This is a genomic window from Stenotrophomonas sp. pho (assembly GCF_006228405.1).
GTDB classification, from domain to species: Bacteria; Pseudomonadota; Gammaproteobacteria; order Xanthomonadales; family Xanthomonadaceae; genus Stenotrophomonas; species Stenotrophomonas sepilia.
This window is the reverse complement of sequence record NZ_CP029759.1, coordinates 214,691-239,118: the sequence shown is the minus strand read 5'-3', so window position 1 is coordinate 239,118 and position 24,428 is coordinate 214,691. Positions and strand designations below refer to the sequence as shown.

The 24,428-nt window shown below is 68.1% G+C and carries 18 protein-coding genes and 1 pseudogene; 7 read left to right on the top strand and 12 right to left on the bottom strand.

Annotated features, from left to right (window positions below):
- Window positions 1–575: 575 nt before the first annotated feature.
- Both zapE and DL544_RS01060 read right to left on the bottom strand, forming a co-directional pair.
- The gene (gene zapE / locus DL544_RS01065) at window positions 576–1,676 is read right to left on the bottom strand and encodes a cell division protein ZapE (RefSeq protein WP_065178408.1); all 1,101 of its coding nucleotides are present in this window, start codon (window positions 1,674–1,676) and stop codon (window positions 576–578) included.
- Window positions 1,673–2,344 carry an alpha/beta hydrolase gene (locus DL544_RS01060; protein WP_139726606.1) on the bottom strand — a complete coding sequence of 224 codons (672 nt, stop codon included), beginning with the start codon at window positions 2,342–2,344 and terminating at the stop codon, window positions 1,673–1,675. The genes zapE and DL544_RS01060 overlap by 4 nt, the downstream gene beginning before the upstream one ends.
- Window positions 2,345–2,387: 43 nt before the next feature.
- On the opposite strand from DL544_RS01060, the gene DL544_RS01055 reads away from it, so the two are divergent.
- On the top strand, window positions 2,388–3,245 hold the full coding sequence (locus tag DL544_RS01055) for an EamA family transporter (protein WP_065178406.1): 858 nt from the start codon (window positions 2,388–2,390) through the stop codon (window positions 3,243–3,245).
- Between the two features lie 61 nt (window positions 3,246–3,306).
- Here the strand turns inward: DL544_RS01055 and DL544_RS01050 are convergent, their stop codons facing one another.
- The 3 genes from DL544_RS01050 to DL544_RS01040 form a co-directional block, all read right to left on the bottom strand.
- Complete coding sequence (locus DL544_RS01050; RefSeq protein ID WP_139726605.1) at window positions 3,307–4,752, bottom strand: ExeM/NucH family extracellular endonuclease; 1,446 nt, start codon at window positions 4,750–4,752, stop codon at window positions 3,307–3,309.
- A 173-nt stretch (window positions 4,753–4,925) separates the two neighbouring features.
- The gene (locus DL544_RS01045; protein ID WP_065178404.1) at window positions 4,926–5,444 is read right to left on the bottom strand and encodes a c-type cytochrome; all 519 of its coding nucleotides are present in this window, start codon (window positions 5,442–5,444) and stop codon (window positions 4,926–4,928) included.
- 195 nt (window positions 5,445–5,639) lie between these two features.
- Window positions 5,640–6,257, bottom strand: a complete 618-nt coding sequence (locus DL544_RS01040; RefSeq protein WP_005420712.1) for a TetR/AcrR family transcriptional regulator — start codon at window positions 6,255–6,257, stop codon at window positions 5,640–5,642.
- Window positions 6,258–6,414: 157 nt separating this feature from the next.
- Between DL544_RS01040 and DL544_RS01035 the strand changes: the two genes are divergently transcribed.
- The 3 genes and pseudogenes from DL544_RS01035 (at window position 6,415) to DL544_RS01025 (ending at window position 11,205) form a co-directional block, all read left to right on the top strand.
- Window positions 6,415–7,578, top strand: coding sequence for an isovaleryl-CoA dehydrogenase (locus tag DL544_RS01035; protein WP_053499282.1), 1,164 nt, complete (start codon window positions 6,415–6,417; stop codon window positions 7,576–7,578).
- 10 nt (window positions 7,579–7,588) lie between these two features.
- Window positions 7,589–9,196 (top strand): annotated as a pseudogene (locus DL544_RS01030) (carboxyl transferase domain-containing protein).
- Window positions 9,197–9,222: 26 nt separating this feature from the next.
- Complete coding sequence (locus DL544_RS01025; protein WP_139726604.1) at window positions 9,223–11,205, top strand: acetyl-CoA carboxylase biotin carboxylase subunit; 1,983 nt, start codon at window positions 9,223–9,225, stop codon at window positions 11,203–11,205.
- A 19-nt stretch (window positions 11,206–11,224) separates the two neighbouring features.
- Here the strand turns inward: DL544_RS01025 and DL544_RS01020 are convergent, their stop codons facing one another.
- Window positions 11,225–12,391 (bottom strand): putative peptide maturation dehydrogenase, encoded by a 1,167-nt coding sequence (locus tag DL544_RS01020; RefSeq protein ID WP_065178401.1) that lies wholly within the window; start codon window positions 12,389–12,391, stop codon window positions 11,225–11,227.
- Window positions 12,392–12,529: 138 nt separating this feature from the next.
- Here DL544_RS01020 and DL544_RS01015 point away from each other — a divergent pair, with 138 nt between their 5' ends.
- Window positions 12,530–12,826: an NHLP-related RiPP peptide gene (locus DL544_RS01015; protein WP_065178400.1), complete on the top strand. Its 297-nt coding sequence runs from the start codon at window positions 12,530–12,532 to the stop codon at window positions 12,824–12,826.
- 7 nt (window positions 12,827–12,833) lie between these two features.
- On the opposite strand, the gene DL544_RS01010 is transcribed toward DL544_RS01015, so the two are convergent.
- The 4 genes from DL544_RS01010 to aceB all read right to left on the bottom strand — a co-directional run bounded on the left by DL544_RS01010 (window position 12,834) and on the right by aceB (window position 19,734).
- Entirely contained in the window at window positions 12,834–15,326 is a 2,493-nt protein-coding gene (locus DL544_RS01010; RefSeq protein ID WP_235646194.1) for a putative peptide modification system cyclase, read from the bottom strand.
- Window positions 15,327–15,339: 13 nt separating this feature from the next.
- Complete coding sequence (locus tag DL544_RS01005; RefSeq protein WP_032954692.1) at window positions 15,340–16,380, bottom strand: GGDEF domain-containing protein; 1,041 nt, start codon at window positions 16,378–16,380, stop codon at window positions 15,340–15,342.
- 437 nt (window positions 16,381–16,817) lie between these two features.
- Window positions 16,818–18,119, bottom strand: coding sequence for an isocitrate lyase (aceA, locus tag DL544_RS01000; protein ID WP_061480262.1), 1,302 nt, complete (start codon window positions 18,117–18,119; stop codon window positions 16,818–16,820).
- A gap of 64 nt (window positions 18,120–18,183) precedes the next feature.
- Window positions 18,184–19,734, bottom strand: a complete 1,551-nt coding sequence (gene aceB / locus DL544_RS00995) for a malate synthase A (RefSeq protein ID WP_255313020.1) — start codon at window positions 19,732–19,734, stop codon at window positions 18,184–18,186.
- A gap of 180 nt (window positions 19,735–19,914) precedes the next feature.
- Here aceB and DL544_RS00990 point away from each other — a divergent pair, with 180 nt between their 5' ends.
- Window positions 19,915–20,883, top strand: a complete 969-nt coding sequence (locus DL544_RS00990) for a LysR family transcriptional regulator (RefSeq protein ID WP_053499296.1) — start codon at window positions 19,915–19,917, stop codon at window positions 20,881–20,883.
- 339 nt (window positions 20,884–21,222) lie between these two features.
- Window positions 21,223–22,131: a LysR family transcriptional regulator gene (locus DL544_RS00980; protein WP_005420736.1), complete on the top strand. Its 909-nt coding sequence runs from the start codon at window positions 21,223–21,225 to the stop codon at window positions 22,129–22,131.
- Window positions 22,132–22,223: 92 nt separating this feature from the next.
- Here DL544_RS00980 and DL544_RS00975 read toward each other — a convergent pair whose 3' ends face one another.
- On the bottom strand, window positions 22,224–23,480 hold the full coding sequence (locus DL544_RS00975) for an MFS transporter (RefSeq protein ID WP_065185577.1): 1,257 nt from the start codon (window positions 23,478–23,480) through the stop codon (window positions 22,224–22,226).
- Between the two features lie 124 nt (window positions 23,481–23,604).
- The gene (gene lepB / locus DL544_RS00970; protein WP_255313116.1) at window positions 23,605–24,153 is read right to left on the bottom strand and encodes a signal peptidase I; all 549 of its coding nucleotides are present in this window, start codon (window positions 24,151–24,153) and stop codon (window positions 23,605–23,607) included.
- Between the last annotated feature and the right edge of the window lie 275 nt (window positions 24,154–24,428).

Genomic DNA, 24,428 nt, shown 5'->3' with positions numbered 1-24,428 from the left:
CATGACGGCCCAGGATGGCAGGACGGCGTCGCAGGGGATGAGACCCTGCGCCTGCCACTGCCGTTGACGATCGCGGATGGGTGCTGCTGCCAACCCCCAGACCTGGGGTTGCTGCGACCGACGGCCACAAGATAGTGGGGGTAGTGGGGTCCGTCAACGCCAAATGTAGTGAAATTCGGCAATCCCTTGCGCCGCAAGGATCGTGCCGACGGCGCCCGGATCAGACGCTTCAGACCTGCCGGAACGGGCTGCGCAGTCAAGCCCGAAAGGCGTCACTGCGGTGGCACAACGCACCGCGGAAACGGAACAATGACAGCTTCACATGACAGTGATGAAACTGGCTAGGGACAACCCTGTGGATAGAGCGTGGGCAGCCGGTGGGAATCCGGTGGATGCCGGGATCACCCGCCGGGCAGCGACGCGAGGCTGAACATGTCGGCCGGGCCGGAGGAGCGGCCGCAGGGAAACGCCGTTGCGCCCTATCCCCCGATCATTGCCGGCCAGCGGCCGGCACTACCGGAATCCCAGGGTGGTCGTGCCGGCCGCTGGCCGGCATTGCATTCGCGCGGCACCCCTCACGCCCGGTGCGGGGTGCCCAGGTACTCGGCGCTCTGCATCTCGATCAGGCGCGAAGCGGTGCGCTCGAACGCGCCCTGCAGGCGCTGGCCGGTGTACAGCTCGACCGGCGAGGTGCTGGCGGTGCAGACCAGGTTGACGTGGCGGTCGTACAACTCGTCGATCAGGTTGACGAAGCGGCGCGCGGCATCCTCGTTCAGGCGATCGAAGGCCGGAATGCCGCCCAGCAGTACCGTGTTGAACTCGTGCGCGATCTCGATGTAGTCCGAGGGCCCGCGCGGGCCCTCGCACAGCGCGGCGAAATCGAACCAGGCGATGCTCTTGCCGCGGCCGCGGACCGGAATCTTGCGGCCCTCGATCTCGATGTTGCCGGGCCTGGCCGGTTGGCCGCCGCTCAGTTCGCTCCAGCGCGTGGCCAGCCAGTCGTCGCTGTCTGCGGCCAACGGTGCGCGGTACACCGGCGAGCGGGTCAGCGCGCGCATCCGGTAGTCCTCGGTGCCTTCTGCGTACAGCTCCACGCAGAAGCGCTGCAACAGGCCGATGGCCGGCAGGAAGCTCTCGCGCTGCAGGCCGTTGAGGTACAGGTTCTCCACTGCGGTGTTGGAGGTGGTGACCAGGGTCACGCCCTCGGCGAACAGGCGCTCCAGCAGCCGCGCAAGCAGCATCGCATCACCGATGTCGGTGACGAAGAACTCGTCCAGCACCAGCACGCGCAGGTTGCTGCGCCACTCCTGGGCGATCTTCGCCAGCGGGTCGCTCTGCCCCTGGTGCTCGCGCAGACGCTCGTGGACGCTGCGCATGAAGCGATGGAAATGCGTGCGGTACTTCTGCTTGATCGGCAGCCCGTCGTAGAACAGGTCGACCAGGAAGGTCTTGCCGCGGCCGACGCCGCCCCAGAAGTACAGGCCCTTGACCGGCTCGGGCTTCTTCCAGAACGAGGACAGGCGGTCCAGCCAGCCGTCCTCGGCACTGTCCAGCAGTCCCAGGTGGATGCGGTCCAGCTCGGCCAGCGCTGCATGCTGGGCCGGGTCGTCCTGCCAGTCACCACGGGCGACCCCTTCCGCGTACCGCTGCGACGGGGTCAACTCGGTTGCACTCATGCCGCCGCGCCCAGCCAATGCTTCACGCCGTGGGTCAGCGCGCCGCGCAGGTCGATCAGCTTGCGGTGGAAGAAGTGGCTGGTCTCGGGCATGCGCACCAGCTCATGCGGGAAGTCCAGCGTGTCCAGCCACTGGTAGACGGCCTGCGGGTCGACGATCTCGTCCTGCTCGCCCTGGATCACCAGCCAGCGGGCCGGCGGTGCGATACCGTCGAAATCCCAGCGACCAGCCGGCGGCGCGATCGAGATCAGCGCTTCCGGCTGCAGCGCGGCAGCCGCCTTCAGCGAAACGAACGAACCGAAGCTGAAACCGGCCAGCCATAGGCGGTCGTCCGGGCGCTGGCTGCGTACCCAGGCGGCGACGGCCTTCAGGTCATCCTGCTCGCCCACGCCGGCATCGAAGGTACCGGCCGAAGCGCCGACGCTGCGGAAGTTGAAGCGCACCGTGGCGATGCCCAGCTCGCGCAGGGTGGTGGCGGTCATGGTGACCACCTTGTTGTGCAGGGTGCCGCCTTCGGTGGACAGCGGATGGCAGACAATGGCCACGATCGGCTGCACCGGCACATCGGCCTTGGGCAGGTCGACGACCACTTCCAGCGGGCCGGCCGGGCCATCCAGTTGGAGACAGGCGGTTTCGCCGGGGGCGACGGGGAACGAGGGCTTGTGCATGGCACCATGATACCGTCCGCCGCCCCTGCCCTGTGCCCGCCCCATGCTCTACCTGTCTTTGGCCGTGATCTGCAGCGTGCTGGTCTCGGTGTTGTTGAAGGTGGCCGGACGCCGCCAACTGGATGTTGCGCAGATGGTCACCTGGAACTATCTGGTGGCGGCAACGCTCACCGCGGTGGTGCTGCAGCCGCCGCTGGATGCGCTGCGCGCGCCGCATGCGCCGTGGCTGTCATTGCTGGCGCTGGCGGTGGTGCTGCCCTCGATCTTCCTGGTGCTGGGCCGCGCAGTGGCGGTGGCCGGCATCGTGCGCAGCGATGTGGCGCAGCGCCTGTCGCTGCTGCTGTCACTGGCTGCCGCCTTCCTGTTCTTCGGCCAGAGCGCGACGCCGTGGAAGCTGGTCGGCCTGGCGCTGGGCCTGGTCGCCATGGTGGCGATCAGCCTGCGCCCGCGCGGCCCGGCGGTGGCGTCCTCGCCCGGCGGCTGGGGCTGGCTGCTGGGCGTATGGGGCGGGTTTGCGGTGGTGGACGTGCTGCTCAAGCAGGTGGCGCTGTCGGGCACGCCGTCGATGGCGGCGGTGCTGGCCAGCTTCAGCGTGGCCTTCGTGCTGATGCTGGCCCTGCAGCTGTGGCGGCATGTCAGTGGCCGCAGCCAGCTGGCCTGGCGCAACCTCGGCGCGGGTGCGCTGCTGGGCCTGCTCAATGGCAGCAACATCCTGTTCTATGTGCATGCGCACCAGTCGATGCCGGACAACCCGGCCACCGTGTTCGCCGGCATGAACATCGGCGTGGTGGTGCTGGGTGCACTGGTGGGCGTGTTCGTCTTCGGCGAGGCCACCACGAAGTGGAACCGTGCCGGTTTGGCGCTGGCGGTGCTGGCGATCGGCTTGATCGCCTGGGGGTGAGCATGTGCATCGGGGTCAGATCCCATTCCCACGGAATGGGCTCCGACCCCGGCGTTGAGGGTTATTTGTCGAAACCCAGCAGCAGCGGGTCGTGGTCGGAGCTGCGCCACGGGCCCTGCACGTTGCGGCCCTGGTAACCGCTGGCGTCCTGCTCGTCGGCGTTGCTGTGCCATTCGGCGGCACCGCGCAGGCGCTTGGCCATGCCCGGGCTGAGCAACGCGTGGTCAAGGCGGCCGGTGTAGCCGTTGTAGACGTAGCTGTAGGGATGCTCGACCTTGACGACCTTGAACGCGTCCTGCCAGCCCAGGTCGTGCAGGGTGCGGATCGGGTCTTCCATCGCGTAGGCGTTGAAATCGCCGAGCAGTACCGCGTCCTTTGTACCGGTACCGGTCGGATCCGTCTGCAGCCAGGCATGCAGCTGCTGCGCCGAGGTCACGCGGGTGGCGTTCCAGCAACCCTGGTTGTCGTTGCGGTCGGCGTCGGCGCCGCTTGCATCGCGGCAGCCCTTCGACTTGAAGTGATTGGCCACCACCACGAACGGCGCGCCCTGCTTGCCCTGGAAGGCCTGCGCCAGCGGCACGCGGCTGTGCTCGACGAACGGGCCGCCGGTCAACGTGGCCGGCGTGCCGACCGGCTGCAGGCGTGAGCTGCGGTAGATGATGCCGACCCGGATCGGGTTGTCGCCGGGGCCGTTGCCGGCATCGACGAAGCGCCAGTCGCCCTGCGCGCCGCGGTCACGGTTGAGCGCATCGACCAGTTCGGCGATGGCCGACTGCGGTCCGTAGCCGTCGTTCTCCAGCTCCATCAGCGCGGCGACGTCGGCGCCCAGCGCGTTGACCGTGGCGACCAGCTTGGCCACCTGCGCTTTGTGCTCGTCCAGCGTGCGGGCGCCGCGCAGGGTCGGGAAGCCGCCGCCCTGGCCATCACCGTTGAAGAAGTTCTCCAGGTTGAAGGCGGCCACGTGCAGGCTACCCGGCACGGTCGGCACTGCGGGGCGCTTGAGTTCCGGCAGTTTCAGCGCACCCTCGACCTGCAGGCGCGGACGGCCCTGCGCGTCCACGCGCACGATGCCCTCCACATTGCGCAGCTGCATGCCAGTGCGCAGCACCGGGTTGCCCGGCAGGTAGGCCACGCTGGCCGGATCGCGGGCATCGCTGCCATCGTCCAGCACCAGGCGACGACGCTGGTTGTCGGACATCACCTGCTCATAGCCGGCCGTACCCGGCGCGGCCACTTCGGTCGGCTGCCAGAGGCGGCCATCGAAGGCCACGGTGAGCTGGCCGAAGCGCTCCAGGCCATCGGTGCCGGCCAGGGTGAGCGGTGCGGCGATGCGCACGCGCTGTCCATCCAGCGCGTGCCAGTCGGCTGGCGCGGCGGTCAGCACCACGCTGGCGCTGCTGCGCGCAGCGGGCGGCGTCGCGACCGGCGTGGCCTGCGGCTGGGCCTGGGCGATGGCGCCGGCCGGCAGCAGCAGGGACAGGGCAAGGGCGAGGGAGCAGCGGCGCATCGACGGGCGATTCCTGGGACGAGGGCGCACAGACTAACCCTGAAATGCGAAACCCCGCCTGCGAGCGGGGTTTTGACCTTGGTGGGCAAAGCCTGGGTCGTGCCGGCCGCTGGCCGGCAACCTCATGACCTTCGTGCGATGTGTGGTTGCCGGCCAGCGGCCGGCACTACCGCTTACTTCAGATTGGCCAGCATCCAGTCCACGGTGGCGTGGATCTGTTCTTCGGTCAGGGCCGGGTTGCCGCCCCTGGGGGGCATGATGCCGCCGTCGGGGCCGGTATAGCCCTCGATGGCGTGCTTGTAGAGCGTGTCCTTGCCCTGCGCGATGCGCTTGTCCCAGTGCGAATGGTCCAGCGTCGGTGCCATGCCCACGCCGGTGGTGTGGCAGGCGGTGCACAGGTTGTCGAAGATCACCTTGCCATCCTTGGTGCCGCCGTAGGCCACCTGCGACGCGGCCTTGGCCAGCGCGGCGGCCTTGGCGGCGGCCTGCGCGGCAGCGCCGGTACTGCCGGCATAGACCGCGCCGGTGGGCGAGATGCGCTGTTCGGTGCGCTTGGCCGCGGTCGGCGACACCTCGGGCGGAATCCGGGTGTGGATGTAGGCGGCAAGGAGGATGAGGCCGAGGGTGATGGTCGCCAGCAGCGCGATCACCATGGAGAAGCGTTTCAGGAACTCCAGATCGTAATTCCGCACTCTTCGTTACCCCTGGCTGATAGTCGTTGGACCACGGCTGAGCGACTGCGTGATGGGCCGAGTATAGAACGCACTTTGCGTGCGACAACAGGCGTCACTGCTGATGCGGCGCAGCATGCCGGGGCTGGGGTCAGATCCCTTTTGCGCCGCAAAAGGGATCTGACCCCAGCAACAGAAGCCGGCCAGCGGCCGGCGCTACCGGATTGCCGGGGCGCCGATCGCGCGCAGGCAGAAGCTGCAGATCGCATCCACCAGCGCGTCTTCGTCGCGGTGCGCTTCGCGGCTGGGCGCGGTCGGGCCGACCATCGCTTCGGTGAAGGCACCGACCAGGCACGCGGCGGCCACATGCGCGTCCTGCACCGGCAGCTCGCCGGCCGCTACGCCCTCCTCCACCAGTCGCAGGAACACGTCGCCGAAGGCGCGACGGCCGCGCATGCGCTCGGCTTCCACGTCCGGGTCGACCGGTTCAACAATGAAGGCGTGCGCCAGCCCCGGCCCGGCCAGGGCACGGCGGACGAAGGCGGTGATCGCCAGCCGCAGCCGCTCGCTGGCCGCCTCCGGGCCACTGGCGATGCGCTCCATGATCGCGACCTCGTGGGCGACGGCGGCATTGAGGACTTCCACGAACAGCTCTGCCTTGGACGGGAAGTGGCGATAGATCAGGCCGGTGGACACCCCGGCCTGGGTCGCCACGGCCGTCACCGGAGCATTGCGCCAGCCGCCCGTGGCGACCAGCTCGCGGGTTGCCAGCAGGATCCGTTCACGGGCGCCCGCCAGGCGTTCTTCCATCAATGCAGAGCGTTTATAAGCCATGTTCTGATTCTAGTTTCAATTTTTGAATTCGTATTCACTTCTTACCCGAACCCGCTACGCTGGGGCCATCGCCCGTGTGGGTGGCGGTCCTGCAGACCGCCCCCCACTCCCCCGCCGGGTGCGTCCATTCCTGCCATCCCGCCGTGGAGCCACCACAATGCATGTGCCATCCCTGAACTTCGATCTTGGCGAAGACATCGACCTGCTGCGCCAGAGCGTGGCCCATTTTGCCGCCGCCGAGGTCGCTCCGCTGGCCGCCGAGGCCGATGCCAGCAACCAGTTCCCGCTGGCGCTGTGGCCGAAGCTGGGCGAACAGGGGCTGCTGGGCCTCACCGTGGAAGAAGCATACGGCGGCACCGGCATGGGTTACCTGGCCCACGTGGTGGCGATGGAAGAGATCTCGCGCGCGTCCGGCGGCATCGGCCTGTCCTATGGCGCGCATTCCAATCTGTGCGTGAACCAGCTGCGCAAGAACGGCAACGAGGAACAGAAGCAGCGCTTCCTGCCCGACCTGTGCAGCGGCGCCAAGGTGGGCGCGCTGGCGATGAGCGAACCGGGCGCCGGTTCGGACGTGGTGTCGATGAAGCTGCGTGCGGACAAGCGCGGCGACCGCTACGTGCTCAACGGCAACAAGATGTGGATCACCAACGGCCCGGATGCCGATGTGCTGGTGGTCTACGCCAAGACCGACATGGAGGCCGGCGCCAAGGGCATCACCGCGTTCCTGGTCGAGAAGGGCATGAAGGGCTTTTCCACCGCGCAGAAGCTGGACAAGCTGGGCATGCGTTCTTCGCCCACCTGCGAGCTGGTGTTCCAGGATTGCGAGATTCCTGAAGAGAACGTGCTGGGCCAGGTTGGCGGTGGCGTGCGCGTGCTGATGTCCGGCCTGGACTACGAGCGCGTGGTGCTGTCCGGTGGCCCGCTGGGCCTGATGGCTGCGGCGATGGACGTGGTGATGCCGTACGTGCACGAGCGCCACCAGTTCGGCGAGCCGATCGGCAGCTTCCAGCTGATCCAGGCCAAGATCGCCGACATGTACGTGGGCCTGGGTGCCTGCCGCGCGTATGTCTATGCCGTGGCACGTGCCTGCGACCAGGGCCGCACCACCCGCCAGGACGCCGCCGGTGCCATCCTGTACGCCGCCGAGAAGGCCACCTGGCTGACCGGCCAGGCGATCCAGATCCTCGGCGGCAACGGCTACATCAACGAATACCCGACCGGCCGCTTGTGGCGCGATGCCAAGCTGTATGAGATCGGCGCCGGCACCTCGGAGATCCGCCGCATGCTGATCGGCCGCGAACTGTTCCAGCGCACCCTGTAAGGCCACTGCGATGACCGTATTGAGCACCCAGCTGCAACCGGGCAGCGAAACGTTTGAAAGCAACCGCGCGGCCATGCAGGCCGTGGTCGACGACCTGCATGCCACCCTCGCCCGCACCGCGCTGGGTGGCAGCGAAGCCGCACGCGCCAAGCACACCGCGCGCGGCAAGCTGCTGGTGCGTGACCGCATCGACGCGCTGCTCGACCCCGGCAGCGCCTTCCTGGAAATCGCGCCGCTGGCCGCGCACGGCATGTACGAAGACGCCGTGCCGGCCGCTGGCGTAGTGGCCGGCATCGGCCGCGTCAGTGGCGTGGAATGCGTGATCGTGGCCAACGATGCCACGGTCAAGGGCGGCACCTACTACCGATGACGGTGAAGAAGCACCTGCGCGCGCAGGAGATCGCCGAGCAGAACCACCTGCCGTGCATCTACCTGGTCGATTCCGGTGGTGCGTTCCTGCCACTGCAGGACGAAGTCTTTCCGACCGTGACCATTTCGGCCGCATCTTCTACAACCAGGCCAATCTGTCGGCGCAGGGCATTCCGCAGATCGCCTGCGTGATGGGCAGCTGCACCGCTGGTGGTGCCTATGTGCCAGCGATGAGCGACGAGACTGTGATCGTGCGCGAGCAGGGCACGATCTTCCTCGGCGGCCCGCCGCTGGTGAAGGCGGCCACCGGCGAAGTGGTGACGGCCGAGGAACTGGGTGGTGCCGATGTGCACACGCGCATCTCCGGCGTGGCTGACCACATGGCCGACAACGACCTGCAGGCACTGGCACGGGTGCGCGCGATCATCGCCCAGCTCAACTGGCGCAAGCCGGAACCGGCCATGGCGGTGCAGGCGCCCGAGGAACCGCTGCTGCCGGCACACGAACTGTACGGGTGATCCCGGCCGATACGCGCAAGCCCTACGACGTACGCGAATTGATCGCGCGGCTGGTCGATGGCTCACGCTTCGACGAATTCAAGCCGCGCTACGGCGCAACGCTGGTCACCGGCTTCGCCCATCTGAACGGCTACCCGATCGGCATCATCGCCAACAACGGCATCCTGTTCTCCGAGTCGGCACTGAAGGGCGCGCACTTCATCGAGCTGTGCACCCAGCGCAATATCCCGCTGGTGTTCCTGCAGAACATCACCGGCTTCATGGTCGGCCGCAAGTACGAACAGGGTGGTATCGCCAAGGACGGCGCCAAGCTGGTGATGGCCGTGGCCTGCGCCAGGGTACCCAAGTTCACCGTGGTGATCGGCGGTTCGTTCGGCGCCGGCAACTACGGCATGTGCGGCCGCGCGTACTCGCCGAACTTCCTGTGGATGTGGCCGAACGCGCGCATCGGCGTGATGGGTGGCGAACAGGCCGCCAGCGTGCTGGCCACGGTCAAGCGCGATGGCATCGAGGCCAAGGGCGGCCAGTGGCCGGCGGAGGAGGAAGACGCGTTCAAGGCACCGATCCGCGAGCAGTTCGAGCAGCAGGGCCACCCGTACTACGCCAGCGCGCGCCTGTGGGACGACGGCGTGATCGATCCGGCCGACACCCGCCGGGTGCTGGCGCTGGCGCTGTCGGCCAGCCTCAACGCCGCCCCGCAGCAGACGCGCTTCGGCGTGTTCCGCATGTAACCCGTGCCATGACCGAGCCTGTTGCCATGTTCACCAAAGTCCTGATCGCCAACCGCGGCGAAATCGCCTGCCGCGTCATCGCCACCTGCCGCCGCCTCGGCATCGCCACCGTGGCGGTGTATTCCGATGCCGACCGCAACGCGCGCCATGTGCGCCTGGCCGACGAAGCCATCCACATCGGCCCGGCTGCCGCGCGCGAGAGCTACCTGCGCGGCGATGCCCTGCTCGAGGCCGCACGCCTGACCGGCGCGCAGGCGATCCACCCCGGCTACGGCTTCCTGTCCGAGAATGCCGACTTCGCCGATGCCTGCGCTGCCGCCGGCATCACCTTCATCGGGCCACCGGCCAGCGCCATCCGCGCGATGGGCGACAAGAGCGCGGCCAAGGCCCTGATGGCCAAGGCCGGTGTGCCACTCACCCCGGGTTACCACGGCGACCAGCAGGCGCCGGATTTCCTGCGCGCGCAGGCCGATGCCATCGGCTACCCGGTACTGATCAAGGCCAGCGCCGGTGGCGGTGGCAAGGGCATGCGCAAGGTCGAACGCAGCGAAGATTTCGTCGATGCACTGGCCAGCTGCCAGCGCGAGGCGGCCTCGGCATTCGGCAACGACCAAGTGCTGGTCGAGAAGTACGTCGAGCGCCCGCGCCATATCGAGATCCAGGTGTTCGGCGACAGCCACGGTGATGCGGTCTACCTGTTCGAGCGCGACTGCTCGGTGCAGCGCCGCCACCAGAAGGTGCTGGAAGAAGCGCCCGCCCCGGGCATGAGCCCCGAACGTCGTGCTGCGATGGGCAAGGCCGCGGTCGATGCCGCGCGCGCGGTGGGCTACGTCGGCGCCGGAACGGTGGAGTTCATCGCCGGCCCTGACGGCGATTTCTACTTCATGGAAATGAACACCCGCCTGCAGGTCGAGCATCCGGTCACCGAGTACATCACCGGCACCGACCTGGTGGAGTGGCAGCTGCGCGTAGCCTCGGGCCAGCCACTGCCGCTGCGCCAGGAGCAGCTGGCGATCCACGGCCACGCCATCGAGGCGCGGCTGTATGCCGAAGACGCCGACCGTGGTTTCCTGCCGTCCACCGGCCTCCTGCGCCGCCTGCGCCTGCCGTCGCCGTCGACTCATGTGCGCGTGGATACCGGTGTCGAGGAAGGCGACAGCATCACGCCGTACTACGATCCCATGATTGCCAAGCTGATCGTCTGGGACGTGGACCGCGACGCCGCGCTGCGCCGCATGAGCCAGGCCCTGGCCGACTGCCAGGTGGTGGGCGTGACCACCAATGCCGGCTTCCTGCGCCGCCTGGTGAACACCGATTCGTTTACCCATGCCAAGCTGGATACCGCGCTGATCGAGCGCGAGCAGGCCGCATTGGGCCGGGTGGGTGACAGCGATGATGCGCTGTGGCTGCTGGCGGCGGTGGCCGCCGTGGCCACTACTGCAGGTGCAGCCAGCGACGCGCGCGACCCGCATTCGCCGTGGCAGGCGCAGGATGGCTGGCGCCTTGGCGCGCCCGCGCCGCGCGTGCTTCCGCTGCAGCAGGGTGAACGCCGGCACACGCTGAAGGTGTGGGCGCAGACCGATGGCTGGCGCGTGCAGTGCGATGACGCGGCACCCGTGCAGGTGATCGGCACCGCCGATGTGCGGGGGCTGGCGGTGCAGCTGGGCGGGCGCCGCTGGACACTGCAGCTGCTGCGCGACGGTGACCAGCTGTACCTGTTCGGCACCGACGGCCAGCACCGTTTCACCCTGCATGATCCGGTGAGCGAATCGGACCACGCCGTGGCCGATGCCGGCAGCCTGCTGGCACCGATGCCCGGGAAGATCGTGGCCACGCTGGTCGCCGCCGGTACCGAGGTCAAGCGCGGCACGCCGCTGGTGGTGCTGGAAGCGATGAAGATGGAGCACACCCTGCAGGCGCCGGCCGACGGCACGGTGAAGGGCTACCGCGCCAAGGCCGGTGACCAGGTCAACGACGGCGCGGTGCTGGTGGACTTCGAAGCGGCGTGAACGCCAGGGCGACGGTCGCTCAGCGGTCGTCGCCCGCCGTCACCCGACCAGCGGGATCGAATTCTGCCGTGTCCAGTGTGGCACTGCGCCAGCCCAGGCCGCAGATGGCCATCGCGCTCTGGCCGATGCCATCGAAGCCGAAGGCACGATCGACATCGGCATCGTTGATGGCTGCGGTGACGAAGGCGGCCAGGCCGCGCTCGGTCGCGCACAGGTACAGCAGCTGCGAGATGTGGCCGACATCCAGCGTCACCGCACGATGCGCCTTGGCGTGGTTGCGGTACTTCCAGAAGCAGCGGTCATAGCGCGGCGCCAGCACCAGCAGCGCCGGCGCATCCGCGAACCACGCCTGCCCGGACAGCATCCGCCGCGCCAGCGCCGGCAGTGCCTGCGACGGTGGCGAGGGCAGCGGCAGCACGGCGTGCTGCACCGGGTGGTAGTGATACAGGCCCGGTGCCAGTCCTTCCACGTTCTGCACCAGCAGGAAGCCTTCGGTAGGATGCAGGCCGCCACCGGAAGGCACGTTCTTCTTCAGGAACTCGGTGTCGCGCTCGACCTTCTGCACCGCGTGCGCCATCAGCGTGCGCTGCAGCACCTGGGCCAGCAATGGCAGCGGCAGCGCGCGCTGCGGGTCGAAATTGCGGCAGGTGGTGCGGCGCGCCAGCAGTGCATCGAACGCGGCCTCTTCGCTGCGCGGCAGCGGCTGGTAGTCGCCCTGCATGGGCTGCACCACCGGCGGTGGCGGCCCGAGGCGCTGGCGCAGGCCGGCAGCGGTGTCCAACCCCTGCCGACGCATGTCCTCCACGCTGTCCACGGCCTGCCAGCGCGCATGGCGATGGGCCAGCGCGGCCAGCGGCCACCACTGGCTGCGCCGCAGTGCCTCGTCGCGCAACTGATGCCCCACCTCGCTCGGCGGGTCGGTCAGCAGCAGGCCCTGCTCGACCAGGCGGGCCAGCATCGCCGGGGAGGCATCGGCGGGCGGTTCGCTCCAGCGGTGCGCGCTGAGCTCGCCCAGCAGCTGGCGCTCCTCGGCGTCCACCGGCAGTGGCTGGTCCAGATGCGCGGCCAGCGCCACCCAGCTGATCTGGCTGTCCATCTCGGCGTGGCCGGCCAGCATCGCGCGCAGGTCCAGGGTGACCGCCTCGCGGGGCTCGAACATCAGGCTGGCGCAGCGGCGCAGGCGCATAAGTTTCCTTCCTTCTGCCGCACAACCGGCATAGCAGCAACGACCGCGGCGCGGCCAACTTTAGCGATGTGCGCAGCGCGGCCCTCAATGGCAGGCTGTCGCGGCCGATACGAGAAACTCCACCTACGGACGATCCCCATGAGCACCCATCCCCGCCTTTCCGCCGCAGACGCCAGCACCCTGCTGGACCACCTGATCGGCAGCGACGACTTCCGCCGCCACTTCACCGCGTCGCCGGCCAAGGCCCTGGCCTCGATCGGGCTGGACGGTGCCGTTGGCGAGAACGACTGCATGAAGATCGGCACCCTGGCCTCGGTCGAGGAGCTGAGCCAAGTGCGTGACGGGCTGCAGGCCCACCTGTCCGGGTCGGTGGCGGCCATGACCGTGGTGTTCTGCTTCGAAGCCGGCAAGGTCGGCGAGCGCATCGACGGCTGACCCGCCATCAGGGCGCGCCGGCCGTGGCCGGCGTAGCCCACGTGGAGACGTCATACACGTTCAGCGGTTGCCACACCTGCAGGGCGGTGACCTCGGCAATGGCCTGGCCGCGATGCTGGGCCAGCCAGGCCTGCTGGCGGCGCACGGCGGCTTCATCGCCCTGCGCACGCAGCGCGAGCAGCAGCACGACGCGCGCCTGCACCGGCTCGCTGCCATCCAGCATCGGCTCGATCAGGGCGCGGGCAGCCTCGGGGCGCTGCATCTGCAGCTCATCCATGGCGCTGACGATGCGTAGCCAGCGGTCCGCGACCGGACTGCGCAGGCTGCGCAGCAGGGGCCGCTGCTCGTCCAGCCAACGCCTGGCCAGTTCGAACTGGCCCTGCCGCTGCGCCAGGTGGACCAGTGCCAGCCACTGCAGGCCACGGGCATGCAGCATGGGATCATCACGCTCCTGCAGCGTCGGCTGCAGCAGCGCCGCAATGGCCTGCAGCCCGGCACGGTCAGCGCCCGGGCACAACGCCGCCACGCTGGCATGCTGCAGGCGCTGCTGCACCTGAAGATCGACCAGCGTCGGCGCCGCTGCATCTTCGCGTATCGCCCGCTGCATCGCCGGGCAGTCGCGCTGCGCGGCCGCCAGCAGCAGCTGCGCACGCAGCTTCATCCGCTGCTGCAGGGCATCGCTGGCATGGATCTGCGGCAACAGCTTCGCTGCCTTGGCGTACTGCCCCTGCGCCACCAGCACATCCACGCCGGTCTCATCGGCGTCATCACGGCCGCGCAGGATCTGCGCCTGTGCCAGTGTTTCGGCAGCGAGCTGCGGTTGGTTGGCAGCGATCTGTATCCGCACCAGGTGGACCAGGGGATACAGCCGCAGCGGATCCTGCGGCACTGCGGCGGCACGCGCATAGGGCTCGGCCTCGCTGAACTGGTTGGCCTGCAGCAGGTACCAGGACGTGTTGGACAGCCCCGCGAACGAATCCGGATAGACCTTGGCCAGCGTGCGCCATTGCTCCAGCGCCCAGCCACCCGGCTCCAGCTCGGCCATCCAGGCCTTCAGGTACAGCCGCTCGCGTGGCGGCAGCCGATCCTGCAGGTCCAGCGCATGCTGCATGGCTTCGCGTGCACGCCGCCCTTCCTCGACGCGCGCATGCAGTTTGGCCACGCCCATGTAGGCCAGGGCGAAACCGGGATCGATATCGATCGCCGCCTGGTAAAGGTTGCGCGCCTCCTCAAAGCGACGCTGGCCCAGTGCACTCTCCGCCAGCGCGAATGCACGCAGTGCGCGCAGGTCCTGGGTCGATGCCCGCGGCAGCGGCAACGACTGTTCCAGGCTCGCCACCGATTCGCCCAGTCCGCGCCGCAGGCGCCCGACCACATCGTCCACCGCGAACACCATCTGATCGGATCGATCCGCGGTGGCGGTGAACGTCTGGATCACCTGGCCGCTGCCCGGTGCTGCGACGTCGATGGCCAGCTCGTAGCCACCGATCTTCTGCCGCACGGTCGGCAACAGCACGGCGCGCGCGCCTTCCCGCACCGCCACGTTGGCCGCGGTATCGCGGCTGAGCCGGGTATCGCCGGAGAGCCGCGCCATTTCCAGGCTTTCGCGGATCTTGCCCTCCGACAGCACGTTCACGTAGCGCGACTGCTCCAGCGCGATCCGGATCGCATGCCGCATCGAGTCGTCGAAGATCGGGTCGCCGGTGAGGTTGTCGACATCGCCGAGCACCACCCAGTCGCGCTCGGCGAACGCAATCGCCGGTTCCGGCCGCAGCAGCAGCCAGCCGCCCAGCACCGCCACCGCCAGCACCAGGCCTTCGGCGGCCAGCACCAGCGGCTGCCGCCACAACGGCATGTCGCGGCGGGCCTTGGCATTGGCACGCGGCATGCGCAGCGGTGCGGAGCCGATCTCGCCCACTTCGATCACTTCCTGTACCACCGCCACGCCCTTGAAGCGCCAGCGCCCGTGCGACTTCCACAACAGGCGCGTGCCGCGCTCGCCCAACGCATCGGTGGCACGGCGGGTCAGCGATTCGGCTACCGCCGACAACAGGATCTGGCCGGGCCGCGCCAGCATCATCAGGCGCGCCGCCATCGGCTTGGCCAAGCCTTCCACTTCCATCGACTTGGCGCCGGCGCGGACCGCCTCTGCACTGTTTTCCCAGGTCAGCACGTCACCCACATGCAGGCCGGCACGCGCGCGCAGTTCAATCGCACGCTGCTGGCCCAGCGCATGTAGTTCGCGCTGGTAGTCCAGGGCGAAGCCCAGGGCATCGATGGCGCGCTCGAACAGCATGAACAGGCCGTCCGAACGATCGATCAGCTGGCCATTCCAGCGGTGCTGCAGCACCAGCACCAGGCGGTCGTGTTCCTGGAACAGGCTCGCCGCCGCCACGTCGCCGATCCGCTCGACCAGCTGCAGCGAATCACACAGATCAGTGAACAGCAGGGCGCGTAGCTGTGGGCTATGCGGGGCTGACGTTCCGTTGTCGCCATTCATCGCCTGCATCTCCCTATTGGCCGTCCGGATCATCCACCCAGCGCAGGCAGTTGCCGCCATCACGCTTGGCCCGGTACAGCGCCCGATCGGCGCTGGCATACCACTCGCTCCAGTCCGCGTCGGCATCCAGCAGGCTGGCTCCGATGCTGACCAGGCTTACATGCGGCGTGCCATGGCTGCGCTCGAGCAGGCCGTGCACCGCGCTGAGGATGAACTCGGCAGCGTGCTGCACGATCTCGCGGTTGCCACGGCGCAGCATCAGGCAGAACTCATCACCGCCAAGCCGGCAGGCCAGGTCCTGTTCGCCAGCCATCGAGCGCAGGATGTTGCCCATGCTCTGCAGCACGCGGTCGCCGGCCTGGTGGCCGTGGCGGTCGTTGATCTGCTTGAAACGGTCGCAATCGATCAGCAGCAGCGCCTGCGGCGGCCCCTCGGCACGCTCGCGGCACTCCTGCAGGTACAGGGTGAGGCCACGGCGGTTGTGCAGACCGGTCAGTTCATCGGTACGCACCAGCTCGCGGGTGTGGGTCAGCTGGTGGGTGGTGATGTAGAGGTTGTCCAGCGCGGTTTCCAGATCGTGGTTGCGCCGGCGCAACTGGCTGATCAGGGCCTGTTCGTTGGCCAGCACGCGCATGATCGTGCGGCGCAGGAAGTAGGCCACCAGGCCCGGATCGGATTCGACCAGCCGGTGGAAATCAGCCGGCCCCAGTTCCAGCACATCGCAGTCGACCAGCGCGCGCGCGCTGGCGCTGCGCAGGTGGTCGCCGACCAGCAGGCCCAGTTCTCCGAAGAACTCATGCTGCCCGAGTGTCTTGATCACCAGGTCCTCGCCGAAGTCCAGTTCGATCTGGCCTTCGAGGATCACATACATGCGCTCGCCGCGGTGGCCACGCTGGAACAGCCACTGTCCGGCACGGAGCTTGCATGCGCGGGCGAATCTGGCAAACAATGCCACCTCGGCATCTGACAACAGCGCGTGCACGATCTCGGCCATCGCCACCCGGGCGATACCTGTCGTCACATCACTGTTCTCGGCCGCACCCCTGCCGGTCATTCCCTGCACCCGCCGCCAGCGTCCCCTGGTGAGCCGCGGAGCATAGCACCGCTTTAAAGTGTGCGCCCTATCTCATTTTGACCGTTCTGCCGATCTTGATTGACGTGAAGATCGGTGGTGGCCCGTTCTGGTCACGGGTGCCCGGGCAAAACCCCTGCTGGATCAATTCGATGCCGGGTTTCACAGGGTTTCGGCCAAGTTGCCGGAACCCGGGGTGCGCCTGATTGACGCTGCCCGCTGGCTGCCCCCCTTGCATCGATACAACAACGCCGGCAGGTCCCCCGACCGGCCGGCGTTGCCTGGCCCTTCCCTGGCCACCCTGATCGGATTTCCAGGCCCCGGTAGAGCCGGCCGCTGGCCGGCTGCCACGCAGCGCCCGGAGCATCCCGTGATTGCCGGCCAGCGGCCGGCACTACCGGATCACGCCGCGCACCGGATCACGCCGCGCGTTCGCTGCGCCCGCCGTGGAACTGCTCTTCCTCGGTCGATCCGGTCAGCGCGGTGGTCGACGACTGGCCCTGCTGGATCGCCTGGGTCACCGCATCGAAATAGCCGGTACCGACCTCACGCTGGTGCTTGACCGCAGTGAAACCGCGCTCGGCCGCTTCGAACTCGGCTTCCTGCAGTTCCACGAACGCACTCATCTGGCGGCGCGCGTAGCCGTGGGCCAGATTGAACATGCCGTAGTTCAACGCATGGAACCCGGCCAGGGTGATGAACTGGAACTTGTAGCCGTAGCTGCCCAGTTCGCGCTGGAACTTGGCAATGGTGGCGTCGTCCAGGTTCTTCTTCCAGTTGAAGCTGGGCGAGCAGTTGTAGGCCAGCAGCTTGCCCGGGAACTTCGCGTGGATCGCCTCGGCGAATTTGCGTGCAAACTCCAGGTCCGGCTTGCCGGTCTCGCACCACACCAGGTCGGCATAGGGTGCATAGGCCAGGCCGCGGCTGATCGCCTGGTCCAGGCCGTTGCGGGTCTTGTAGAAACCTTCGACGGTGCGCTCACCGGTGGTGAACGGCTTGTCGTTGCCGTCGATGTCACTGGTCAGCAGATCCGCAGCTTCGGCATCGGTGCGCGCGACCAGCAGGGTCGGCACGCCCATCACGTCGGCGGCCAGGCGTGCGGCGTTGAGCTTCTCGATCGCCTCGCGGGTCGGCACCAGCACCTTGCCGCCCATGTGCCCGCACTTCTTGACCGAGGCCAGCTGGTCCTCGAAGTGCACGCCGGCGGCGCCGGCCTCGATCATCGCCTTCATCAGTTCAAAGGCGTTGAGTACGCCGCCGAAGCCGGCCTCAGCATCGGCCACGATCGGCTGCAGGAAGTCGATGTCATCCTTGCCTTCGGCGTGGTGCAGCTGGTCGGCGCGCAGCAGCGTGTTGTTGATGCGCTTGACCACCGCCGGCACCGAATCTGCCGGGTACAGCGACTGGTCCGGATACATCTGGCCGGCCAGGTTGGCGTCGGCCGCCACCTGCCAACCGGACAGGTAGATCGCCTTCAGGCCGGCCTTGACCTGCTGCATGGCCTGATTGCCGGTCAGTGCACCCAGCGCGTTGACGAACTCGCGCTCGTGCAGCGACGCCCACAGCTTCTCCGCACCCAGGCGGGCCAGCGAATGCTCGATGTGGACGGTGCCGCGCAGGCGCACCACGTCGGCGGCGCTGTAGTTGCGCTGGATGCCTTCCCAACGCGGGTTGGTATCCCAGTCGTGCTGGATCTGTTCGGCAGTGGGCAGCTTGCTCATGTCTTTCTCCAGTTCGGTTCGTGCGTGCAGCGGGGAGGGAAACGGCGGTAGACGCGGGCGGCAGTCAATCGATGCGCGCGTAGGCCGGCAGGGTCAGGAAATCGGTCAGTTCTTCGCTGCGGCTCAGTTCGCCGAGCAGGGCGATGGCCTCGCTGATGCGCGCGCCACCGGGCAGCGCGGCGGTATCGCCCAGCCGTGCCGGCAGCTGCGACAGGGTGGAATCCAGCAGGGCCAGGTCGATCGCGGTGCCATCGTCCAGCTGCTGGCCCGGCGTATGCAGCCACTGCCACAACTGGCTGCGGCTGATCTCGGCGGTGGCCGCGTCCTCCATCAGGTGATGGATCGGCACACAGCCGTTGCCATCCAGCCACGCCGCCAGGTAACGCACGCAGACTTCCACGTTGCCTTCGAAGCCGGCGCGGGTGATGGTGCCCGGCGGCCGCGCGATCAGTTCGTCGCGGCCGACGCGCACGTCCTGGCGCAGCACGCTGTGCTGGTTCGCACCGGGCATGTGCTCGTCGAAGATCGCCATCGCCACCGGAATCAGCGCCGGATGCGCGACCCAGGTGCCGTCGTGGCCGGCGCTGACTTCGCGCAGCTTGTCGGCGCGCACGCGGGCCATGGCCTGTTCGTTGGCGGCGGCATCGTGGTTGATCGGAATCTGCGCGGCCATGCCGCCCATCGCATGCGCACCGCGGCGGTGGCAGGTCTGGATCAGCAGTTCCGAATACGCCTTCAGGAACGGCTGGGTCATGGTCACCTGGCCGCGTTCGGGCAGCACGCGGTCGGCGTGGCGGCGGAAGGTCTTCAGGTACGAGAAGATGTAGTCCCAGCGCCCGCAGTTCAGGCCGACGATGCGATCACGCAGCGCGTGCAGGATCTCGTCCATCTCGAACACCGCCGGCAGCGTTTCGATCAGCACGGTCACCTTGATCTGGCCGTGCGGCAAGCCGAGCATCCCTTCGATGTGCGACAGCGCGGTTTCCCACAGCGCCGCCTCTTCCATGCTCTGCAGCTTGGGCAGGTAGAAGTACGGGCCACGATCCTTGGCCTGCAGGGAGCGGGCGTTGTGGAAGGCGAACACCGCTGCGTCGAACAGGCCGCCGGCGAGGAACTGGCCGTCGACGCGTACGTGCTTCTCGTCCAGGTGCCAGCCACGCGGGCGCACGATCAGCACCGCCTGTTCGTCGTATGGGCGCAGCGTGTAATGCTTGCCATTGGGGGCGGTGTATTCGAGATCGCCGCGCACCGCCGCGGCCAGCGACTGCTGCCCGGCCAGCAGGTTGCGCCAGGTCGGCGAGGTCGAATCCTCGAAGTCGGCCATGAACACCTTGGCGCCGGAGTTCAGCGCGTTGATGACCATCTTCGGGTCGGTCGGGCCGGTGATCTCGACGCGGCGGTCCTGCAGCGCGGCCGGCAGCGGCGCAACGCGCCAGTCGCCGCTGCGGATCGCAGTGGTGTCTTCACGGAAGTCCGGCAGGCCGCCCTGGTCGAAGAACGCCTGGCGTTCACGGCGGGCCTGCAGCCTCGCCTGCCGGCCCGGTTCCACCGCGCGGTGCAGCGACACCAGCAGGGCCAGCAGCGGCGCCGGCAGCACGGTGTCCTGGCCGGCCACGCGGGTCGCCAGGGCGATGCCGGGGGTGGCCTTGGTGGCGGGGGGGAACGGCGGAAGCGACGGCGGACATGGGGCTACTCCAGCGGTGGGGGAACGTCTCCACGGTGCCGCTGGGCCTCAGTATTTGGCAAAACAGTTTTTGCAATGTTTTACATAAGTTGTGCTAATACTCGTTACACGATGAGCACACGCGCCCCGCCAAGTCCTCGTTTTTCCTACAAATCCGACCGGCTCAAGCCGCTGCGCGCATTCTGCCAGACCGTGCGCCTCGGCTCGGTCTCACGGGCGGCTGAGGCACTTTTCGTCAGCCAGCCGGCCATCAGCCTGCAGTTGCAGGCGTTGGAACGGGAGCTGGGGGTGCCATTGTTCGAGCGCAGCGGGCGGCGCCTGGTGCCCAGCCGCGAGGGCCAGCTGCTGTACGAGATGGCACAGCCGCTGGTGGAGAACCTGGACGGGCTGGAGGCGCGCTTCCGCGACAAGGTGCGCGGCCTGGACGCGGGCGAGCTGAACATTGCCGCCAACAGCTCGACCATCCTGTACCTGCTGCCGAAGATCGTCGAACGCTTTCGCCTGCACCACCCGGACGTGCGCCTGACCCTGCACAACGCGATCAGCGCCGACGGCACCGACCTGCTGCGCGAGGATGCCGCCGACCTGGCGATAGGTTCGATGACCGATGTGCCGGCCGACCTGACCTACGCCCCGGCCTACCGCTTCGAGCAGGTGCTGATCGCACCGCACGATCATCCGCTGGCCAAGGGCGGCGAGCTGGAGCTGGCCGACATCGCGCGCTATCCGCTGGTGCTGCCGCCGAAGCGGCAGATCACCTACCGCCTGGTGGACCAGGTGTTCCAGCGCCACCGCATCGCCTACACCGTGGCGCTGGAAGTGGGGGGCTGGGAAGTGATCAAGCAGTACGTGGCGATGGGCATGGGCATTTCCATCGTGCCGGCGCTGTGCCTGAACGAGGCCGACCACGAGCGGCTGGCGGCGCGGTCGATGAAGCGCTGGTTCCCCGAGCGCAGCTACGGGGTGATCGTGCGCCGGGGCAAGGCGCTGTCGGCGCAGGCGCGGGCGTTCATCGAGCTGATCCAGCCGGAGTTGTTCAGTCCGCGCGATTACGATCAGAGCGGGCATTCGGAGCGGTGAGGGGTGTTCTGGTTTGCAGGGTTGCCGCCCTGCACCTGCAGAGGCCGAAGCAACGGCAACGTCAACGGCAACAGCGGGCATTCCGTGGGATGGCGGGGTGGGTCCGGTTGCGGGGGACGCCGTAAACCCGTCCATGGAGGCTCGGTCGCGCCATCCATGGCGCTCACGCCCCCGCAACCGGACCCACCCCGCCTTCGACTGTTTTCTGCGAACTGTGGGAAATGCTTCCCATGGTGGGTGCCGACCGTTGGTCGGCACGGGGTCGGATCCCGTTGCTGCGCAACGGGCTCTGACCCCGCCTCTGATTCATTTCCGGCTGACGATGAATAAACTGGCCCCATGTCCATCGAACTCCGCCACCTGCGCTACTTCCTCGCCGTCGCCGATACGCTGCACTTCGGCCAGGCGGCGGAGCGGCTGGGCATGTCACAGCCGCCGCTCAGCCAACAGATCCGCCAGCTGGAAGAACTGATTGACGCGCGCCTGTTCGTGCGCAGCCATCGCCGCGTGCAGCTGACGCCTGCGGGCGAACTGCTGCAGGAACGTGCACGCGCCATCGTGCAGCAGGTGGAGACGGCCGTGGACGAGGTGCAGCGTGCACAGCGTGGTGAGCAGGGTGAACTGCACATCGGTCTGACTCGCGCCACGCCGCTGTCGCCGCAGATTCCGCGTTCGATCCTGCGCTACCGTCAGCAGTACCCGCAGGTGCGGCTGCAGCTGAGCGAGATGAACACGCTGCAGCAGATCGACGCGCTGCTCGACGGTTCACTGGACGTGGGCATCATCCGCAAGCGCGCGCTGCCGCCGGAACTGGTGGCGCACAGCCTGTTCGTCGACCCGCTGGCGCTGATCGTGCACGCCGACCACCCTGCCCTGCGCAGGCTGTCGAAGCAGGGCACGCTGTCGCTGCGCGACTTCGCGCAGGAGCCTTTCGTGGCGTTCCGCCGCAGCGCCGGCGCGGGCATCCACGACCACATGATCGCGTTGTGCGCGGCGGCGGGCTTCACGCCGCGCATCGTGCAGGAAGCCGGTGAAGCATCGACGTTGATCAGCCTGGCCGCTGCGGGCCTGGGTGCGGCGATCCTGCCGTCGTCATGCGATCACATACGCGTGGAAGGATCGCGCTTCGTGGCACTGGCCGATGCCGGCGCGCATTCGGAAGTGCAGCTGGCCTGGCACCGCGAACGGGTAACGCCGCTGATCCGCAATTTCGCCACGCTGCTGCGTGAGGCGTTCGCCGAAGGGTGAAGTGCAACCCACCCGGGTAGTGCCGGCCGCTGGCCGGCAACCCCACATGGGCCGGCATGCCGGCCAGCGGCCGGCACTACCGTAGCGGTGGATCACGCGGTGACCGGCTGCGGCGCGCGCTGCTGCAGTGCCCAGACGATGCCACCACCGATCAGGGTCAGCACGGCAGCGAACAGGCACACACCCAGCCAATCCCAGGCCGCATAGGCCAGGCCACCGACCCCGCCCAGCACGCTGGACCCGAGGTAGTAGGCGAACAGGTACATCGCCGAGGCTTCGGCGCGCATCGTACCGGCGCGGCTGCCAACCCAGCTGCTGGCCACCGAGTGGCCGCCGAAGAAGCCGAACGTGACCAGCGCGATACCCAGTGCCATCGCACTCAGCCACGGCATTGCCAGCAGCACGATGCCCGCGCCGATCAACGCGAACGAGATCGACAGGATGCGGCCGCGCCCGTAGCGCGTTGCCTGCTGGCCCATCCACGCCGAACTGAAGGTGCCCACCAGGTAGACACTGAAGATCAGGCCGACCACGGTCTGGCTGAGGTGGTAGGGCGGCGCCAGCAGGTGGTAGCCCAGGTAGTTGTAGAGGGTGACGAACACGCCCATCAGCACGAACGAGGTGGCGAACAGCCACGGCAGGCCCGGGTCGGCGAACAGCATGCGCCAGCGCGACGGCAACTGGCGCAGGCCGTCACGACGGGGATGGAAGTGGCGCGACGGCGGCAGCTGAAGCCACAGCAGCACCGTGCTGGCCACCGCGATGATCGAGACCACGCCGATACCCCAGCGCCAGCCCCAGTGGTCGGCGATGATGCCGGCCAGCAGGCGCCCGCTCATGCCACCGATGGCATTGCCGCCGATGTACAGGCCCATCGCCAGGCCCAGCGCACGGCTGTCCATTTCCTCGACCAGGTAGGTCATCGCCACCGCCGGCACGCCGCTCAGCGCCAGGCCGAGCAGCGTGCGCAATACCAGCAGCGTGGTCCAGTCATCCACCAGCGCCGAGCTCAGCGACAGCATGGCCGAGGCCAGCAACGCGACGATCATCAACGGGCGGCGGCCGACCGCATCGGACAGCAGACCAGCCAGCAGCATCGCCACGGCCAAGGTGCCGGTGGTCAGCGACAACGACATGGCGCTGCCGGCGGCGGACACGCCGAAATGGCGGCTGAACTCAGGCAGCAGCGGCTGCACCGTGTACAGCAGGCCGAAGGTGGAAAAGCCGGCCAGGAACAGTGCCAGCGCGGTGCGACGAAAGGCCGGTGTGCCCTGCTGGATGCGGGTCTCGGCGCTGGGGTCGACAGTGGGGGGGCGGCGTTCGACGGCCGCCGCGGTTTCGCCAGTCATGGGATCGATGGGCCGGTGGGGGCGGCCAAGCGCGGGAGGGAACGGGCCTCAGACTAGGCCCGTCTATCCAGTCGATCCATAACCTGATAGGTCATGATTGATATACGAGAAGTATCAATTCAGCTTACAGGCGCTGCCACTCGAAGCCGTCGCCCCGGCGGTAGTACACCGCCACCGCGCGGCCGTAGAGCTTGTCGGCGTCGACGAAGCCGAAGAAGCGGCCATCGAAGCTGTTGCCGCGGTGGTCACCCAGCACCAGCACCTTGCCAGTCGGCACCACCAGGTCGGCGATGTCCGGACCGCCGCCCATGTCCAGATCAAGGCGGGCACGTCGCTCGCCGAAGGCTTCCACGTCCTGCAGGTCGGCCATCTGCAGCGGCTGCCCGTTGATGCTCAGATGGCCTTCGCGCATCTGCACATGGTCGCCCGCCACTGCCGCCACGCGCTTGATCAGGCGGGTGCCGTCGGCCGGTGAATCGAACACCGCCACTTCACCACGCTGCGGAACGCCGGTGGTCATCAGTTCCTTGCCGGTGAACGGCAGGCGCAGGCCATAGGCACGCATGTCCACCACCACCCGGTCGCCGGGCTGCAGGGTCGGCTGCATCGAACCACTCGGCACCACGTAATGGTTGGCCAGGGTATCGCGGGCGGCGGCGAGCAGGCCGAGCATCACCAGCAGCGGCAATGCTTCCTTCTTCAGCCAGGCCACGGCGCGTTGGGAAAAGGGGGACGGGCAACAGCATCCATGACAGGCTCCGGTTGGGTGGTGGCTGCATCAGACCACATCCGGGCGCAAGAGGTTCCCGCGCCGCGCTCCTGTAGAGCCGAGCCTACGCTCGGCTGCTCTGCGCCCCAGTCCTGGCAACCCTGGCGCTGCAAAAGGGGTTACGCAGGTTTTACGCCCCGGCCCGGCCGCGGGCATCGCACCTTTACGGGCAGCACGCG

Excerpts from the sequence above, each read along its gene's own strand:
- zapE (WP_065178408.1), bottom strand. The coding sequence starts at position 1,676 with ATGAGTGCAACCGAGTTGACCCCGTCGCAGCGGTACGCGGAAGGGGTC.
- DL544_RS01060 (WP_139726606.1), bottom strand. The coding sequence starts at position 2,344 with ATGCACAAGCCCTCGTTCCCCGTCGCCCCCGGCGAAACCGCCTGTCTC.
- DL544_RS01055 (WP_065178406.1), top strand. The coding sequence starts at position 2,388 with ATGCTCTACCTGTCTTTGGCCGTGATCTGCAGCGTGCTGGTCTCGGTG.
- DL544_RS01050 (WP_139726605.1), bottom strand. The coding sequence starts at position 4,752 with ATGCGCCGCTGCTCCCTCGCCCTTGCCCTGTCCCTGCTGCTGCCGGCC.
- DL544_RS01040 (WP_005420712.1), bottom strand. The coding sequence starts at position 6,257 with ATGGCTTATAAACGCTCTGCATTGATGGAAGAACGCCTGGCGGGCGCC.
- DL544_RS01035 (WP_053499282.1), top strand. The coding sequence starts at position 6,415 with ATGCATGTGCCATCCCTGAACTTCGATCTTGGCGAAGACATCGACCTG.
- DL544_RS01025 (WP_139726604.1), top strand. The coding sequence starts at position 9,223 with ATGTTCACCAAAGTCCTGATCGCCAACCGCGGCGAAATCGCCTGCCGC.
- DL544_RS01020 (WP_065178401.1), bottom strand. The coding sequence starts at position 12,391 with ATGCGCCTGCGCCGCTGCGCCAGCCTGATGTTCGAGCCCCGCGAGGCG.
- DL544_RS01015 (WP_065178400.1), top strand. The coding sequence starts at position 12,530 with ATGAGCACCCATCCCCGCCTTTCCGCCGCAGACGCCAGCACCCTGCTG.
- DL544_RS01010 (WP_235646194.1), bottom strand. The coding sequence starts at position 15,326 with ATGAATGGCGACAACGGAACGTCAGCCCCGCATAGCCCACAGCTACGC.
- DL544_RS01005 (WP_032954692.1), bottom strand. The coding sequence starts at position 16,380 with ATGACCGGCAGGGGTGCGGCCGAGAACAGTGATGTGACGACAGGTATC.
- aceA (WP_061480262.1), bottom strand. The coding sequence starts at position 18,119 with ATGAGCAAGCTGCCCACTGCCGAACAGATCCAGCACGACTGGGATACC.
- DL544_RS00990 (WP_053499296.1), top strand. The coding sequence starts at position 19,915 with ATGAGCACACGCGCCCCGCCAAGTCCTCGTTTTTCCTACAAATCCGAC.
- DL544_RS00980 (WP_005420736.1), top strand. The coding sequence starts at position 21,223 with ATGTCCATCGAACTCCGCCACCTGCGCTACTTCCTCGCCGTCGCCGAT.
- DL544_RS00975 (WP_065185577.1), bottom strand. The coding sequence starts at position 23,480 with ATGACTGGCGAAACCGCGGCGGCCGTCGAACGCCGCCCCCCCACTGTC.
- lepB (WP_255313116.1), bottom strand. The coding sequence starts at position 24,153 with ATGCTCGGCCTGCTCGCCGCCGCCCGCGATACCCTGGCCAACCATTAC.